This is a genomic window from Natronoarchaeum sp. GCM10025321 (genome assembly GCF_042663585.1).
Lineage (GTDB): Archaea > Halobacteriota > Halobacteria > Halobacteriales > Natronoarchaeaceae > Natranaeroarchaeum.
In genome coordinates, this window is record NZ_JBHTAN010000006.1 from 2,901,763 (window position 1) to 2,917,997 (window position 16,235).

Here is a 16,235-nt window from a genome sequence, read left to right on the forward strand (position 1 = left end):
TCCCCCGATACGTGCATGCTCGGTTGCACCCTCTCGTAGCACAATAAATCATCGGAACGAATACGCACTGCTCCGTAAGGCACATATCACCGCCTGCTCAACTCCCGTAGCATGAACGGGGCTGAGTACTCGTGCGCGTGATAATCGTCGGTGCCGGGGAGGTCGGCCAGTCGATCGCCCAGAACCTCTCCGAGACTCACGATGTCGTCGTTATCGAACGCGACGAGGGACTCGTCGACGACCTTACCTACGAGATCGACGCGCTGGTGATCCAGGGTGACGGGACTGATCTCTCGACGCTCCAGGAGGCCGGGATCGAGGACGCCGACCTGCTGATCGCTTCGACGGACAACGACGAGGCGAACATCGTCGCCTGCGGTGTCGCAAAGACGACGGGCGACGTGTTCACGATCGCCCGCGTCAAGCGCAACAACCTCCTGAAGACGTGGCAGGGGACCGAGAGCGCGTTCGGCGTCGACTTCATGGCGAGCTCGAACCTGCTCACCGCCGAGGCCATCTTCCGTCTGTCGGGCTTTCCCGGTGCACACGACGTCGACTCCTTTATCGGTGGCCTCGTCAGGATGGCCGAGTTCGAGGTCGGGGCCGAAAGCCCCGTCGCCAACCAGACGGTTCAGGAGGCCGACCGCTACGACTCGCTCACCTTTGCAGCCCTCTTCCGTGACGACGAACTGATCCTGCCCCGCGGTGACACCGTCATCGGGCCGGGCGATCGGGTGGTCGTCATCGGGAGTGCCGACTCCGTGTCGGACTTCGCTACGGATACCATCCGGTCCGGCGGCGACGACATTGAGGAAGTCGTGATCGTCGGCGGCAGCGAGATCGGCTTTCAGACGGCTCGGCTGTTCGAGGAGCACGGCTATCGCCCTCAGCTGATCGAACAGGATCACGACCGTGCCCGAGAGATCGCAGAACAGCTCCCGAACACGTCGGTCTGGGAGCACGACGCAACCGATATTGACTTCCTCGAACGCGAGCACGTCGACGAGGCCGACATGATCGTCGCGGCGCTGAAACACGACGACCGGAACCTGCTTGTGTCGATGCTCGCCAAGAAGATCGGCGTCGACCGGACGATCTCGGTGATCGAGAACACCGAGTACGCCGAACTGTTCGAGACCGTCGGTATCGATGTCGCAATCAGCCCACGCGAGGAGATCGCCGAAGAGATCGTTCGGTTCACCCGCGACGAACAGATGGAGAAGATCGCGATGCTTGAACACGATCGGGCCGAGGTGCTCGAACTCGAGATCAGTCAGGAGAGCCCGATCGTAGGCCAGCGCATTGTGGATGCGACCGACTTACTCCCGGATTGCGTCGTGATCGGCGCGATTTCGCGTCAGGGAACACTGGTGATCCCCCGCGGCGATACGGTGATCGAGGCCGGTGATCACGTTGTCCTGTTCACTGAAACGGAGATGATCGACGACATCACGAGTGCGATCTGATTCCGGCCGGGCCGCCGATTAGCAGTTTTACCTACTCTGCTGAACTCCTCTCCATCTGATAGACACTACGTCCTGAATACAGAGCATACGCTCAGCACGATGATTTCGTTTGTTTTACTTCGAAACGCGTGAACCATTCGCTCAATTGACCGTCAAATATAATTGATGACAAGTCCCCAGGTCTCTGGTAATGTTATACCGAGGAGGGTGCCTCCGATTCCCAACGCGATGAGACTCAGCATAACCGATGGGGCCGACTCGTCTTTGATTCCGACGAACAAATGGTATAAGAGCAATGACCCGGCGCCTTGAACGGAGAAAATTCCAACAATTGTGCTGGTGATTAGGAATACGGGATCCGCTTCGAGTGAAAATGTCGGATACGGAGCCCCCATTTTCATAATTGTTGTCATGATAACTCCTGTAATAACGTATAGAACGAGAACTCCGCCGAACAGAATCGCTCCTTCGGCCCCGATCTCTGCTGATAGTTGCAGAACCTCCGCTATTAGAGTGGTACTCTCGTCTGTTCTCAGTTGGATGGGGAACATGTGAATATCAACACACGGTTGTGATGCCTGGTGGGTCTACCATATCGTCCAGTGTATAGAAGAAATACTCAGGGCAGAGGTATATATCACACGGTGTAGTGGATGATAATATACTAAAATATACTTTCACTATTGGGTGAAACGGAAAATCATTACCATCAAATTAATCTATACGGAGTAATAACCTCTTCCAAGGCCAGAATAAGCAATGAGTGATGGGGAACTGAAACGAGATCTAGGACTCTATTCAGCAGTGACGCTGAGTATGGGTGCAATGATCGGTGGCGGCATCTTTGTTCTCCCTGCAGTTGGATACAAGAAGGCAGGACCAGCAATCATCGTTGCCTACCTGCTAGCGGGGTTAATCGTCCTCCCGAACGCGCTTTCAAAGGCGGAAATGGCGACAGCAATGTCGGAAGATGGTGGCACCTATATTTACATTGACCGGGCGATGGGTCCGCTGTTTGGCACGATTGCAGGTATCGGTGTCTGGTTTTCACTTGTATTCAAAAGTGCGTTTGCGCTCGTCGGCCTCGGTGCATACTTATTATTGCTCGTGAGTATTCCGGCTAGCCTCGTGAAAGTTGTCGCACTTGGGCTCGGGGCCGTTGTCATCCTACTCAATATCGTCGGGACTGAAAAAAGCGGCCAGGTACAGGGTGTTCTGGTAACGTTCGTCGTACTCGTGCTTGGCGCCTACGTCGTCGGTGGGGTCGAACCCTTAGAGTCAGTATCATACACGCCGTTTGTCACCCACGGAATCGGTGGGATTGCCACCGCCACTGCGTTCGTCTTCGTTTCGTATGCTGGGATCGGAGAAGTAGCCTCTGTTGCCGAGGAGATCACTGAACCAGGCCGTAACATTCCACGTGCAATGCTTATCTCTATTGGAGTGATGATGGTGATTTATACTGCTGTCGTGGGCGTCATCGTCGGTGTTGTGCCGGCTGAGACCCTCATCCACGGCGGCCCGGATGGTGGCACCTCGCTCACTCCGATGGCCGATAGTGCCGAGAGGGTGTTCGGTGGTGTGGGTGTCACGGTGGTCGCTATTACCGCTGTGCTTGCACTTACTAGCATGGCAAATGCGGGTGTTCTCGGAACCTCACGGTTCCTCCTTGCAATGAGTCGTGACTCGCTCTTGCCTGATCAGGTTGGCCGGATCAACAGCCGGTTTTTGACGCCGGTAAACGCTGTTCTCGTGACTGGTGGGGTGTTGCTTGCGCTCATCGCGTTCGTTCCAGTTGTCAATCTTGCAAAGTTGGCCAGTGCCTTTCTCATTCTTGTTTTCTCCTTGGAAAACGTCTCTGTGATCGTCTTTCGGGAGGCCGGCGTCGATTTCTATAACCCGGAATTTCGGTCTCCCGGATACCCCGTACTGCAGATTCTCGGCGTGGTCGGTGGTGTTATATTGATCATTCAGATGGGACTACTCTCGATCATTGGTGCCATTGGAATCGTTGTCGGAAGTGTCGTCTGGTACCTTGCCTATGCACGCTCACGTACTGACCGTACCGGGGCACTAGCAACGTACTTCGATCGTGAGCCGGATTTGTCGGACCCACTGGATGAGGTTACCACCAGTTCAAAACAAGACGAGGACTGAGAACCTCCAACGAGCGGGCTGTTCTGTACTCTCGTGTTCGAAGTCTCGTCAGACCGTGATCCTCTGTCTCTCGCACGGCGTTCTTGATAGGTGACGGATTATGCAACGGAACCACTGGTACGTGAGTTCCCTGTACTGAACAATTACTGATCGGCGTCAACCACGCTCTGGATCGTGTGACATGCGGGCGCTGTATTCAGGCACGGTCGCCGAGAACTGTCTCTGATACAACTACGACAAGGCCTCTTACCCGTACTGTTCGATAAAGTAGTTCGTTCCTTGGTCCGTCCCGGCAACCACGATTTCGTCGTCGGGGATGAACTCGGTATCCGCGTCGAGATCGGTCAGCACCTCGCCGTCGCGCTCGATGGCGACGACCGTACAGCCGGTTCGTTCCCGAACGTCGGCGCTTTGCAACGACTTTCCGGATAGCTTCGGCGCCGTCGTCCGTACCAGTTCGACGCTCGAACCGACGTTGAGCACCTCTTCGTCGTCGACGACTCGCGTGGCGATCGAGCGCCCGCTGACGGTCGCCAGCGAGAGGACGTGATCTGCCCCAGCACGGTAGGTCTTCTGTACTGCCCGTTGCTGTTGGGCGCGGGCGACGATTTCGATCGAATCGTTCAGATCTCGGATCACCAGCGTCGTGAACTCGGTCGTCGTATCGTCCGGCAGGGCAAGCACGACCGAATTCGCCCGCTCGATCCCTGCTTCCCGCAGTATCTCGGGGTCCGTCGCGTCGCCAACGATGTCGACGCCATCCTTTTCCGTCTCGTCGACGGTGACGTATGGCACTCCCGCCTCCTCCAGAGCGGTGGCAACGGTCTGGCCCACTTCACCGTAGCCGATGATGATCGTCTCGCCCCGACGGAGACCGCGAACGGTGCCCACCGTCTCCCGGCGGAGCCGATCTAGCTGGGATTCGGTTCCAGTTACGAGCAGTGTCGTCCCCCGCTCCATCGGCGTGTCGAGCGACGGCGGTGTCTCGAAGTCGCCTCTGAGCCACGTCCCGATGACGTTGACGCCGTATCGCTCCCTGAGGCCGCTCTCACCGAGCGTCTGTCCAGCCAGATCGCTTCCCTCGTGTACCGGCAGTTCGGCGATCTCTATATCCTCCCCGAGTCGTAATGAGTCGCCGAGATCAGTGCTGACCGTCGTTGTCAGTTTTCTGGCAAGCCCCTCCCCGAGCGCTGCCCGGGGTGTGAGGACGTCACCTGCCCCAGCCAGCCGGTGGTATTTCGCCAGGGTCGAGTCTTCGACGACGCTGATCGTCTCTACGTCCGGGTTAGCCTCCTTCGCCGCGAGGACGATACTCGCGTCGATCCGGTCGGCCCCGTCCGCGACGAGTGCCCGGGCATCAGCGATGTCGACCGCCTGGAGGTCCTCGATCGACTCCGGGTCGCCCTGGATCGCCGTGTGGCCGTTCTCCCGGTACTCGACCGCACGCTCGCGGTTCGGCTCCACGACGACGTACTCGATCCCTTTCGACTCCAGTTCCTCGATCAGCGACTCCGCCCGGGTGGTGTCCGAGCAGATAATCACGTGATCGTGCATTGCCTCTTCGAGTTCCGTTGGTGCGGACGGCGAGAGCGCGTCCTGGAACAGCGGGACGAACACAGCCGGTAGCGCCAGAAAGAACAGCGCCACACCGGTGAGGTCGAGTACCATGATCAGCAGGTTCAGTTCGGCGCTCTGCCAGGGCGAGTCAGAGCCGTACCCGGTGGCAGTGAACGTCTCGACGACCACCTGCATCGAATGAAGGAGCGAAAGATCGGTACCGGCCGGCGGGTATGGCCCTGGCTCGAAGGTTTTCATTGCCACATCGTAGGCGACCGAGAAGACGATGATAAGACTCGCAATAGAGAGGAGATAGTACGCTGCACGACGTCTGACGCGACTCATACAAAGCCTCGCGCTTAACCCATCAAAAGAGTGTCGCTCACGGCGTCGGTGCGGTGATCGTCCGACGCGGCCCGCAGGTTATCGGGCCGTCGAGGACCCTATCGCCGCCCGAACAGCCGCTGGCGTAGCGACCGGTCGGTCGGTCGTTCGGCCAGGATCACGGACGCGTCGACCTCGTCGACGACATCCAGCGCCAGCGAGCGGTTCACCAGCCGCGAGAGCAGCCCGCGCTCGGTCGCACCGAGTAGCACGAGTGTGTGATCCTCCGCGGCCTCGGCGATCGCTCCCTCGACGTCGCCGGAGTCATCGACCCTGAGCACTGCGTCGCCGAAGCCGTGCTCGGCCGCCCAGTCCGCGAGGAACTGCTCGCCCGCCTCGCGCTCGTCTTCACTGTCGACGACGTGGAGCAGGCTGATCTCCGACTCGACCGCCGACCGGAGCGTCCGCGCCAACTCTGCGCTCAGGTCTGAGTCCGGGCCGCCCGCAGTCGGGATGAGGATCTTCGATGGGTCGAAATCGCGATCTTTCAGGACCAGGAAGTCACAGGGCAGGTCGTGGGTTAGCTCGTCGATCGGCCGCTCGGCTCGGCCCGCAGTCCACGGCCGGCCACCGCCCCAGCCCATGATGACTTTGTCGGCCTTGAACTGCCGCGCCGCGTCGAAGATCTCCTCGAACGAGCGATGAGACAGGATCGTCGACGTCTCGATCTCGACGTCTCTGTCGGCGGCCTGCTCGCGGGCACGTTTGAGCTGTTTCTCCGATTCATCGTCGATCCGGTCGAGCTGTTCTGCGCCCCGATTGAGCGACGTCTGATCGGGGACCTGCACGATGTGGACGGCGTGGACGATGCCGTTCTCCCGTTCCTTGGCGATCGTACCGGCAAGATCCAGGAGCGGTCCCTCAGTGCGTGGGTTCGAGAGCGGCACCATCACCCGGTAGGGCCGGGTCTCGTCGGGACTGGCGGCTTCGGCGGCCGACACCGCGGCGTCGGGCATCTCCTCGGAGCGTTCGAGGATTTGCTGGCCGAGAACGCCGTCCTCGGTGGCCTCTCCGCGTGCGTAGAACAGATACCACAGTAGCGCCGCCACAACGAAGGCCATGCTGAGAGCGATCACTTCCAGATCCATGAAGTATACGAGGCCAAACGACAGCATGACACCGAGAATCGGCGTTATCGGGTAGAACGGCACCCGGAAGTCAGGATCGTAGCCAGGAACGTCCGATTCCCGGAACGTGATCAGTGCGACGTTCATCAGCCCATAAACGATCAGGTGGAGGACGCTCGCCGCGCTAGAGAGGATCTTCAGATCCTGGCCAAGCGCGATAATAAAGACGAGTATCATCCCACCGGTGAGCGCAATCGAGCGGTACGGCGTCGCGTAGGTCGGATGGATCTTGTTGAGCCAGTCGGTGACGATCCTGTCACGGCCCATCGCGAAGTTGATCCGGGCCGACGAGAGGATCGAGGCGTTGGCCGACGACGCCGTTGCCAGCAGCGCAGCGACGGTGATCCCCGTCACGCCGACCGCGCTCAGTGACAGCGACAGCGGCCCGGAACCGAGTGTCGGTAGCGCTCCGAAGGTGATCTCCGACACCTGCGAGACGGGGACCTCTTCGGAAAGCTGATCGTAGGGGATGATCCCGACCATCAGACCGACGATGATCGCGTAGATCACGGTCACGATGCCGACGCTCCCGATGATCGCGATCGGAAGGTTCCGGCCGGGGTTTTTCAGCTCTTCCGCGACGGTCGCGATCTTGGCGTAGCCGAGGAAGGAGACGAACACGAGCGCAGTGCCGGGGAGGATCTCGGTCGTACCCAGCGGTGCGACGCTGCCGTCGGTAATCACGGTGCCCCAGTCGAAATAAAACAGCCCCGAGAAGGAAAACACCGCGAGGATCAACAGCAGCGAGGAGACGATAATCGTCTGGATCCCGCCGGTCTCTTTTGCGCCGATGTAGTTGACCCCGATGAAGATCGACCCGGCGATCAGCCCGCCGATCTGGATGTCCTGCAGCATGAACAGGCCGAAATCGAGCGTCGGGAGCGCAAGCACCGTCCCGTCGAGTAGCCCGGTCAGGTAGCCGCCAAACCCGATACAGTAAAACGCCGAGGCGAAGGCCAGTCCCATCCAGTCGCCCATTCCGGAGACCGAGCCGAACATCGGACCGAGCGCCCTGTTGATGTAGTAGTAACCGCCACCGGCTTTCGGCATCGCCGTTCCGAGTTCGCTCACCGCCAGGGCGTTGATCATCGCGATCATCCCCCCGATTACAAAGGAGAGGACGACGATCGGACCGGCCTCACGGGCGGCGATCCCCGGCAAGACGAAGATCCCTGCCCCGACCATCGTCCCGATGCCGATCATCATTGCGGAGACCAGGCCGAGGTCTTTCGCGAGCTCCTCGTCGGCCATCCGTCAGTCCTCCTGTGGCAGCACGATGACGGGCCGATCGGTCCCGACTAGGATCTTTTCCGCGACGCTCCCCGTGAGCAGTTTCACCCACCGGCTTGCGCCACGGGGCGTGAAGACGATCGCCGAGGCGTCGATCGACCGGGCGTGATCCAGCACCGTCTCCGCGATGCTGGTACCGTAGAGTATCTCCGTTTCGAGCGATGTCGTCGTTTCCCCGAGGACGGACTGGGAGTGCTCGAAGATCCGCTCTGCCCGTTCCTCGCGCTGACTGACGCCCGCCTTGTCGGGGGCACCGCCCGCCTTCTCGATCACGTGGACGATGTGGACGACAGCGCCGTTTTCAGGTAGATACTCCTGCAGAGCCTTACAGGTCGACTCGGCATCCGCCTCGCTTGCGATCGGCACAAGGACCCGCTCGAAGGTGTCCTTATCCATTTTGATCACCGCTTAGCTCGAACCGGCGTTCATCGGCTGGTCCCTCGTTCGTCGGGACAGCGACACGCGACTTCCTCTCGGTACGGGAAGGCGGTCCGATCCACGGTGCGCGTGATGGGTCGATCATTACTCTGTCCGTTCCAGCGGTGCCGTTATAAGATCTGTGATACTGTCTATGAATTGGTCACATCGGGGCGGTATTGTTTCCATATCTACACTCTTCTCTCTTTTTTCTCCTCTTTTGCGATCCGGGCACTGTATAGGGTGCCGAGATAGAACCCGTACGAACTGGCGACTCGGCGAGACCGACCGACGGATCGTCTATGCGCTGATGAACGGTGTACAGAACGTATCCACGCGGCGATCTGGAGGACGTGAAGGCCCCACCAGAGACGATCCGACTGGACGACGTCGTCACCGCCGTCTCGCAAATCGGCCTCGACCGGGAGACGATTACACCGTACCGAGCGACGGCGTAAGCTACTTCGACAGCCCGGTCAACCGCTCGCGCAGTGTCCGCTTGCGCTGTTTCTCGGTCAGCAGCACCGAGCAGTCCACGTCGTCGAGGACACTCATCACGAGCGCCTCGTTGAGGAGTCGCGAGAGCAGGCCGCGTTCTGTCGCCCCGATGACCAGCAGGGTCGCGTCCTCCGCTGCGGCCGCAATCGACGTGTCGACGCTACGGGCGTCGACGATCCGCTCGGCGTCTTCGAGTTCGTTCTCTGCCGCCCACTCCTTGAGGAACGCCTCGGCCTCGGCCTCGGTTTCGTCCTCGCCGACGGCGTGCAGCAGGGTTACTTCGGAGTCGAACTCGGACTGGAGCAGTCGAACCACGTCCGCTCCGAGCACGGAGTCCGGGCCGCCCGCGGTCGGCAGCAGGATCCGCGAGGGATCGAAGCCGCGGTCTTTCAGGACGAGGAAGTCACAGGGCAGGTTGTGAGTTAGCTCGTCGACGCGGGATTCGACGCGACCGTGGGCGTGTGGTCCCCACCCCATCACGACCTGATCGGCCTCGAAGGTTCGGGCGGCGTCGAAGATCTCCTCGAACGAGCGGTGCGAGAGGATCGTATGTGTTTCCAGCGGTGCTCCGAACGTCTCGGCGTTCTCTCGTGCACGGGCCAGCAGTTTCTCGGACTCGGCGTCGATCCGGTCGACCTGCGTAGCCCCGCGATCCAGCGGCGTCTGATCGGGGACCTGCACGATGTGGACCGCGTGGACCGTGCCACCCCGCTGTTTGGCGATTGCACCCGCCAGCGTTAGCAGTTCGTCTTCGGTCCGGGGGTTCGCCAGCGGCACCATCACGCGGAAGTCGTCGCCGGTTACGTCGGGACCGGCGGTCTTGACGCCGGTCGGGTTCGCGTGGTCCGGTTCGACGGAGTCGACGGCGTCGACCGCCGCATCGGGTAGTTCGTCGGCACGACCCTGGACGTACTGCCCGAGAATCCCCTGTTTCGTGACGTGCTTTCGCGCGTACAGCAGATACCACAGCGCGGCACCGACGACGAAGCCGATCGACAGCGCGATGACGGTGCCGGACATGAACCGGATCAGTGCGATCGATGCGATCGCACCGACGATCGGCGTGACGGGGTATAGCGGCACCCGGAAAGCGGGCTGGTACTCCGGCGGGTTCGCCTCGCGCATCACGATCAGGCCCGCGTTGATGAGTGCGAAGATGATCAGGTGGAGGACGCTCCCGGCGGTCGCCAGCATCTCGACGTCGCCGTAGGCGATGAAGCCGAGGATCAGCGCGCCGGTGAGCGCGATCGAGCGATACGGCGTCGAGAACCGCTCGTGGATCGCGTTGAGCTCCTCGGTGACGATCCGATCCCGGCCCATCGCGAAGTTGATCCGCGAGGACGCGAGGATCGAGGCGTTCGCCGACGATGCGGTCGCAAGTAGCGCGCCGACCAGAACGATAGCGCCGCCGATCGACGCGAGGCCGAACGGCTCCATCATCACCTTCATCGCGTCGACGGCGGCGGTCTCGTTGCCCGCAACCAGGCTGACGTCGACGGCGGCGAGCATCACGACCATCAGCAGGCCGTACAGGATCGTCACGAAGACGACGCTGCCGACGATGGCAAGGGGAAGATTCCGGCCCGGGTTTTTGATCTCCTCGCCGACGGAGGCGATCTGACCGAAGCCGAGATAGGAGACGAAGACGATCGCCGTCACTGGCAGTAGTTCGTTGTACCACTCGGCGTTGACCGGCGTCAGCGACGAGAGGTCGGCGTTCCAGATGCCGACGACGGTAAACAGCGTCAGGATGCCCAGCAACGAGAGGACGATGATGTTCTGGAGTCGTCCGGTCTCCTTCGCGCCGACGTAGTTGACCGTGACGAACAGCGCCGCGCCGAGCAGGCCCCACACCTGCGCCGACTCGAACGTGATCACGATCAGATCGATCGCCGGAAGCGGGAAGAACTCGCTGACGTACGCTCCGAAGCCGATCATGTAGAACGCCGACGCAAAGGCGAGGCCCAGCCAGTTTCCCCAGCCAGCGATCGATCCGAACAGCGGCCCGAGCGAGTGGTTGATGTAGTAGTACATCCCGCCGGACTTGGGCATGGCCGTCCCGAGTTCGGCGACGGCGAACGCGGTTAGGACGGCGACCAGCCCACCGATGACGAACGCTGCGCCGACCAGCGACCCGGCGCGCTCGACGGCGGGGCCGGGCAACACGAAGATCCCCGCACCGATCATCGTCCCGATTCCGATCGTCAGTGCGGCGAGCGGGCCGAGATCCTTGGCGAGTTCCTCGTCACTCATCGTCGTCTCCGTCCGGATCCGGCAGGACGATTACGGGTAGGTCGGTGTCTGTAACCATCGATACCGTCGTCTGTCCGGTGAGAAGCCGCGTCAGGATCCCGGCTTCGCGCGGCAGGAAGGCAATTGCAGTCGCATCGAACGAATGCGCGTGGTCGACGACAGTTTCGACGACGTCGGTGCCGTACAGGATCTCGGTCTCGACTGCTACCGGGTGCTCCGCGAAGTAGTCCTCGACGAGCGAGAGCGCCGCTTCGGCGTACTCCTCGCGCTGTTCGACGCCCGCCTTGTCGGGCGCGCCGCCCGCTTTTTCGACGACGTGAACGACTGATAGCACCGTTTCGTCGGTCAGATAGGGTTCGACTGCTCGTGCGGTCGCTTCGGCGTCGTCGTCGCTCGCGACGGGGAGCACCAGCCGCTGAAGGAGGTCCCCGGTCATCAGTTCCACCGACCCCGCGAGTGCTGGTCGGCGAAACGATTCCGGCAGCCAGATGTACCGCTGCTGTCGGACAGTTGTATCATTGTCGAACGGATGTCGGGGAACGTTGATAAGTCATTCGCACTTGCTGAGCATGGGCTGAATACGTACGAATGCGTTCGTTCGTGAGCCATCAGACGACATGGATGACTGGACTTAATTACCGAGAGGGCACAAGCAGTATCGTGTCCCGACGACCATGAGAATCCGGGTCGACTGGCGGGAGAGCCTGAACCTCACGGGAACCGTCCTCAAGTATCTGGCACTCCCGCTTTGTTTTCCGCTTGCGCTAGCAGTCTACTACCGGGAGCCGCTCGTGCCGTTTCTCGTGACGATCGCGCTCACGCTCCTCGTCGGCGTGCTCTTCGAGCAGTTCGAGAGTGACGACGACCTCGGCCCGCGGGAGGCGTTTCTCATGGTCGCACTTGCCTGGCTGCTGGTCGCCCTCGTCGGCGCGGTCCCGTTCGTTCTCGCCGGTCGAGGGACGATCGCTCATCCGGTCAACGCCGCCTTTGAGTCGATGAGCGGCATCACGACGACCGGCGCAACCGTCCTCCGGGGCTTCGACATCCACGCCCGGTCGATCATGATGTGGCGACAGCTGATCCAGTGGCTCGGCGGTCTCGGAATTCTCATCCTCGTGACGGCTGTCCTCTCGCGACTGTCGGTCGGTGGGGCACAGTTGATGGAGACCGAGACGCAGTACGAGAACGTCGACAAGCTCACCCCCCGAATCAGGGACACGGCGCGCCTGATTCTGAAACTATACGCCGGGCTCACCGTTGCGGCGATCGTCGTCCTCTACGCGCTCGGTCTTTCGGGGCTCGCCCCGAATATGGACCTGTACAACGCCGTCGCCCACGCCTTTACGAGCGTCTCGACTGCCGGGTTCTCTCCGGAACCGCTCAGCGTCGAGGCGTTCGCGCCGATCGTCCAGTGGGCGCTGATCCCGTTCATGTTCCTCGGGTCGACCAGTTTCGTCCTCATGTACTTCGTCCTGCGAGGTGACGTCGACCGACTCCGCGAGAGCGAGGAGTTCCACTTCTACTTGGGAACCGTCCTCGTCTTCTCGGGGCTCGTGTTCACGATCCTGACGCTCAAGGAGAACCCGACAGGCGACGGCCTCCACGATACGGTCCGTCAGTCCCTGTTCAACGTCGTCTCGATCATCACGACGACGGGCTACGCGAACGCGGACTTCAATCAGTGGTCGCCCTTTGCCAAACACCTCCTGTTGATGTGTATGTTCCTCGGTGGGATGGCGGGGTCGACGACCTGTTCGATCAAGTCGCTGCGCTGGCTGGTCATTTTCAAGGCGTTTCGCCGGGATCTCTTCACGTCGGTCCACCCGGGCGCGGTCCGTCCGCTCCGCCTGAGCGACACCCCAATCGACGAGGAGACGATCCGCGACATCTACTCGTACACGCTCGTCGCTATCGTCGGCGTCTTCCTGGTGACGGTCGTGATCGTCGTCGATGGCGCGCGCTCCGGGCTATACGATATCGGCGGGTTCGACGAGTTCGATGCGCTCGGAGCCGCCGCTTCGACCTTCCTCAACATCGGCCCCGCGTTCGGACCGGCCGGTCCCTACGGCACCTACGACGTGTTCTCGATGACGACAAAGACCGGAATGGTGCTGTGGATGTGGATCGGCCGCATCGAGATCATCCCCGTGCTCGTGTTGCTCACACCGTCGTTCTGGCGGTCGTGACCTCTCACGTCCCCTCGCGATCGGCTCCTGGTGACCCGAGCGAGAAAGGCTTTACCGACTGGCTCGCCTACCGAGTAGTAAATGGTACTCGACGATCTCGGAACGTCCCTTCGCGGGACGCTCGACAAACTACAGGGACAGACTCGTATCACGGAAGACGATGTCGAGGACGTCGTCCGCGAGATCCAGCGCTCGCTGATCCAGGCCGATGTCGACATCGAACTCGTTCAGGGTCTCTCCGACAGCATCGAAGAACGCGCACTTGAAGAGGAGCCGCCGGCAGGGACGTCGGCCCGCGATCACGTCCTCAAGATCGTCTACGAGGAGATGGTCGCGCTGGTCGGCGAGAGCACCGAGCTCCCGCTCGAAGAACAGACGATCATGCTCGCCGGGCTTCAGGGGTCGGGAAAGACGACCTCCGCCGCCAAGATGGCGTGGTGGTTCTCGAAGAAGGGGCTTCGTCCCGCAGTCATCCAGACTGACACCTTCCGCCCGGGCGCGTACGACCAGGCCAAGGAGATGGCCGACCGGGCCGAGGTGGAGTTCTACGGCGATCCCGACGCCGAGGATCCGGTCCAGATCGCTCGCGAGGGCCTCGAAGCCACCGAGGATGCCGACGTCCACATCGTGGACACGGCGGGTCGGCACGCGCTCGAAGACGACCTGATCGACGAGATCGAGCAGATCGAAGACGTCGTCGATCCCGACCGCAACCTGCTCGTGCTCGACGCGGCGATCGGACAGGGCGCGAAAGAGCAGGCCCAGCAGTTCGACGAGTCGATCGGCATCGACGGCGTGATGATCACCAAACTGGACGGGACGGCGAAAGGTGGGGGCGCGCTGACCGCTGTCGACCAGACCGACTCCTCGATTGCCTTCCTCGGCACCGGCGAGGAGGTCGGCGACGTCGAACGGTTCGAGCCCAGCGGCTTCATCTCCCGACTGCTCGGCATGGGCGACCTCAAACAGCTCGCCGAGCGCGTCGAGCGCGCGATGGACGAGACGGGGATGGAGGAGGACGACTGGGACCCCGAAGACATGCTCCAGGGATCGTTCACTCTCAAGGACATGCAAAAACAGATGGAGGCGATGAACAACATGGGGCCGCTCGATCAGGTGATGGACATGATCCCCGGCATGGGCGGCGGGATGATGGACCAGCTACCGGACGACGCGATGGACGTCACACAGGAGCGAATGCTCGATTTCGACGTCGTGATGGATTCGATGACCGAGGACGAACTCGAATACCCGCGTGCGATCGGTGCCAGCCAGATCGAACGTATCGCGCGCGGAAGCGGCAAGCCCGAAGAGCGCGTCCGCGAACTGCTCCAGCAGCACAAGATGATGGAACAGACCATCAAGCAGTTCCAGGGGATGGGCGACGGCGACATGCAGCGGATGATGAAGAAGATGCAACAGCAGGGCGGCGGCGGTGGCGGGATGGGCGGTCTCGGTGGCGGCGGCGACGGCCCGTTCTGAGCGGACCCTCCTGCCGAACCGGCTGGGACTCCAGCCTCTCAGTTTACCTTTCGGTACGATCTACTTTGGGTTTTGAACTACTCCGATAGCTCATCCAGTGGAATCGTCCGACGTGAGTGAAGTACCCGGCGGAGTCGGCCGCCAGCCACCGGTAAGGTCTTCTTACCGTTCGGCGATAACCGTTAAGTTCGTCCGACGGCTGAACAGCGGTATGGAACGACGACGATTTCTCGCTGCCGCCGCGGTCGGTGGAACTGCCGGACTGACCGGCTGTACCTCCATCCTCGGCGATGATGACGGCGCTGTGCCCGAACGGAACCCCGCCAACGAAGTCACAAACAACGTCACCACCGCCGTCGGACTGGCGAACACGGCCGCCCTATCGCTGGATGCCGTCGATACCCAGTTCGACGACCCGACGACGATAGAGTTCGACGAAACGGAGCCACGCGACCGGCTTGAAGAGGCCCGCACCGCGCTCGATGATGCTGAGGCCGCCGACGACGGGAGCAAGGCCGACGACATCGCCGCGGTTCGCAAGTACGTCGGTCTCGTCGAGTCGATGATCGATATGTTCGTCGCGCTACTCGGCGGCGCGGAGCAACTCGCTGACTCCGACGAGACGTTCGATCCGGAACAGATCGACCGACTCAAATCGAGCGTCAGTGCGGCCCGCGAGACCGTCGAGCGCGCTGTCACTGCACGGGACGCCGGCGTCGAGAGCCGCGACACCGTCGACAGTGACCGTCTGGCCGCGCTCGACGCGGAGTTCGAGACTGTCGCCGAGGGCTTTGCCAAACTCGTCGCCTTCACCGATGGGTTCGATGCGCTGACTGCGGGCTACGGGACGCTACTCGACGGTGTCGACCACATCGACACGGCCCAGAGCCAGTTCGAGGCCGAAACCTACAGCGACGCGCGAGCGGCCTTCGCCGACGCGACCACGGCGTTCGAGTCGGCCGGTTCGACGTTTGCTGGCGGCCGCTCGGACGCCCACGAGGAACTCGACGCGGAGTTCCAGCGTGCTATCGGTCGAAGCGACTCCCTGACCCGACTTTCGTCGAGCCACGAGTCGATGCTTGAGGGGCGCGAGCGGTTGATCGAGGGCCGCGACCAGTTCGAGGACGGGAACTTCGATGCCGCAAGCGATGCCTTCGCGGCGGCCGAGGACTCGTTCGCGGCGGCGTCCGAGGAGGTGGCCGACGACTCACGACCTGCAGGAGAGTTCGAGACGCAGTTCGAGCAGGCCCGCTGCCGTGCAGAGAACCTTCAGACGTCCGCAGAAGAGTTCGATGCCGCGGCCACCGCCGCGGACGACGGAAAACTTCGCGAGGCGGAGACCCGCTCCGATGCAGGCCAGGCGGCGCTCGATGCTGTTGTGAACTGCTGATCGTCGCTCGTCCGAGACGCTCTTTCCG

12 protein-coding genes are annotated in these 16,235 nt (G+C 61.7%); 6 read left to right on the top strand and 6 right to left on the bottom strand.

Translation table 11 applies throughout. The features are described from left to right. The first annotated feature begins 131 nt into the window (after window positions 1-131). Entirely contained in the window at window positions 132-1,466 is a 1,335-nt protein-coding gene (gene trkA / locus ACFQL3_RS17825; protein WP_377056786.1) for a Trk system potassium transporter TrkA, read from the top strand. A gap of 152 nt (window positions 1,467-1,618) precedes the next feature. Here the strand turns inward: trkA and ACFQL3_RS17830 are convergent, their stop codons facing one another. Continuing rightward, a complete protein-coding gene (locus tag ACFQL3_RS17830) occupies window positions 1,619-2,017 on the bottom strand; it encodes a hypothetical protein (protein WP_377056788.1) in 399 nt (132 codons plus the stop codon). Between the two features lie 208 nt (window positions 2,018-2,225). On the opposite strand from ACFQL3_RS17830, the gene ACFQL3_RS17835 reads away from it, so the two are divergent. Further along, the gene (locus tag ACFQL3_RS17835; RefSeq protein WP_377056790.1) at window positions 2,226-3,623 is read left to right on the top strand and encodes an APC family permease; all 1,398 of its coding nucleotides are present in this window, start codon (window positions 2,226-2,228) and stop codon (window positions 3,621-3,623) included. Window positions 3,624-3,869: 246 nt separating this feature from the next. Here ACFQL3_RS17835 and ACFQL3_RS17840 read toward each other — a convergent pair whose 3' ends face one another. The 3 genes from ACFQL3_RS17840 to ACFQL3_RS17850 all read right to left on the bottom strand — a co-directional run bounded on the left by ACFQL3_RS17840 (window position 3,870) and on the right by ACFQL3_RS17850 (window position 8,377). Beyond that, the gene (locus ACFQL3_RS17840) at window positions 3,870-5,525 is read right to left on the bottom strand and encodes a potassium channel family protein (protein WP_377056792.1); all 1,656 of its coding nucleotides are present in this window, start codon (window positions 5,523-5,525) and stop codon (window positions 3,870-3,872) included. Between the two features lie 98 nt (window positions 5,526-5,623). After that, window positions 5,624-7,942 (bottom strand): amino acid permease, encoded by a 2,319-nt coding sequence (locus ACFQL3_RS17845; protein WP_377056794.1) that lies wholly within the window; start codon window positions 7,940-7,942, stop codon window positions 5,624-5,626. A gap of 3 nt (window positions 7,943-7,945) precedes the next feature. Continuing rightward, on the bottom strand, window positions 7,946-8,377 hold the full coding sequence (locus tag ACFQL3_RS17850) for a universal stress protein (protein WP_377056796.1): 432 nt from the start codon (window positions 8,375-8,377) through the stop codon (window positions 7,946-7,948). A gap of 338 nt (window positions 8,378-8,715) precedes the next feature. Here ACFQL3_RS17850 and ACFQL3_RS17855 point away from each other — a divergent pair, with 338 nt between their 5' ends. Then, window positions 8,716-8,856: a hypothetical protein gene (locus tag ACFQL3_RS17855; RefSeq protein ID WP_377056798.1), complete on the top strand. Its 141-nt coding sequence runs from the start codon at window positions 8,716-8,718 to the stop codon at window positions 8,854-8,856. A gap of 1 nt (window position 8,857) precedes the next feature. Here the strand turns inward: ACFQL3_RS17855 and ACFQL3_RS17860 are convergent, their stop codons facing one another. Together ACFQL3_RS17860 and ACFQL3_RS17865 are read right to left on the bottom strand one after the other, a co-directional pair. After that, window positions 8,858-11,149, bottom strand: coding sequence for an amino acid permease (locus tag ACFQL3_RS17860; protein WP_377056807.1), 2,292 nt, complete (start codon window positions 11,147-11,149; stop codon window positions 8,858-8,860). Next, entirely contained in the window at window positions 11,142-11,585 is a 444-nt protein-coding gene (locus ACFQL3_RS17865; RefSeq protein ID WP_377056809.1) for a universal stress protein, read from the bottom strand. Before ACFQL3_RS17865 ends, ACFQL3_RS17860 begins: the two co-directional genes overlap by 8 nt. A 238-nt stretch (window positions 11,586-11,823) precedes the next feature. Between ACFQL3_RS17865 and ACFQL3_RS17870 the strand changes: the two genes are divergently transcribed. The 3 genes from ACFQL3_RS17870 (at window position 11,824) to ACFQL3_RS17880 (ending at window position 16,207) form a co-directional block, all read left to right on the top strand. Beyond that, window positions 11,824-13,335, top strand: coding sequence for a TrkH family potassium uptake protein (locus ACFQL3_RS17870; RefSeq protein WP_377056811.1), 1,512 nt, complete (start codon window positions 11,824-11,826; stop codon window positions 13,333-13,335). Between the two features lie 81 nt (window positions 13,336-13,416). Continuing rightward, window positions 13,417-14,817, top strand: coding sequence for a signal recognition particle protein Srp54 (locus tag ACFQL3_RS17875; RefSeq protein WP_377056813.1), 1,401 nt, complete (start codon window positions 13,417-13,419; stop codon window positions 14,815-14,817). Window positions 14,818-15,028: 211 nt separating this feature from the next. Beyond that, a complete protein-coding gene (locus tag ACFQL3_RS17880) occupies window positions 15,029-16,207 on the top strand; it encodes a hypothetical protein (RefSeq protein ID WP_377056815.1) in 1,179 nt (392 codons plus the stop codon). Window positions 16,208-16,235 lie beyond the last annotated feature (28 nt).

Coding starts and splice junctions, on each gene's coding strand:
- ACFQL3_RS17865 (WP_377056809.1), bottom strand. CDS start 11,585: ATGACCGGGGACCTCCTTCAGCGGCTGGTGCTCCCCGTCGCGAGCGAC.
- ACFQL3_RS17840 (WP_377056792.1), bottom strand. CDS start 5,525: ATGAGTCGCGTCAGACGTCGTGCAGCGTACTATCTCCTCTCTATTGCG.
- ACFQL3_RS17860 (WP_377056807.1), bottom strand. CDS start 11,149: ATGAGTGACGAGGAACTCGCCAAGGATCTCGGCCCGCTCGCCGCACTG.
- ACFQL3_RS17880 (WP_377056815.1), top strand. CDS start 15,029: ATGGAACGACGACGATTTCTCGCTGCCGCCGCGGTCGGTGGAACTGCC.
- ACFQL3_RS17845 (WP_377056794.1), bottom strand. CDS start 7,942: ATGGCCGACGAGGAGCTCGCGAAAGACCTCGGCCTGGTCTCCGCAATG.
- ACFQL3_RS17835 (WP_377056790.1), top strand. CDS start 2,226: ATGAGTGATGGGGAACTGAAACGAGATCTAGGACTCTATTCAGCAGTG.
- ACFQL3_RS17850 (WP_377056796.1), bottom strand. CDS start 8,377: ATGGATAAGGACACCTTCGAGCGGGTCCTTGTGCCGATCGCAAGCGAG.
- ACFQL3_RS17870 (WP_377056811.1), top strand. CDS start 11,824: ATGAGAATCCGGGTCGACTGGCGGGAGAGCCTGAACCTCACGGGAACC.
- ACFQL3_RS17875 (WP_377056813.1), top strand. CDS start 13,417: ATGGTACTCGACGATCTCGGAACGTCCCTTCGCGGGACGCTCGACAAA.
- ACFQL3_RS17830 (WP_377056788.1), bottom strand. CDS start 2,017: ATGTTCCCCATCCAACTGAGAACAGACGAGAGTACCACTCTAATAGCG.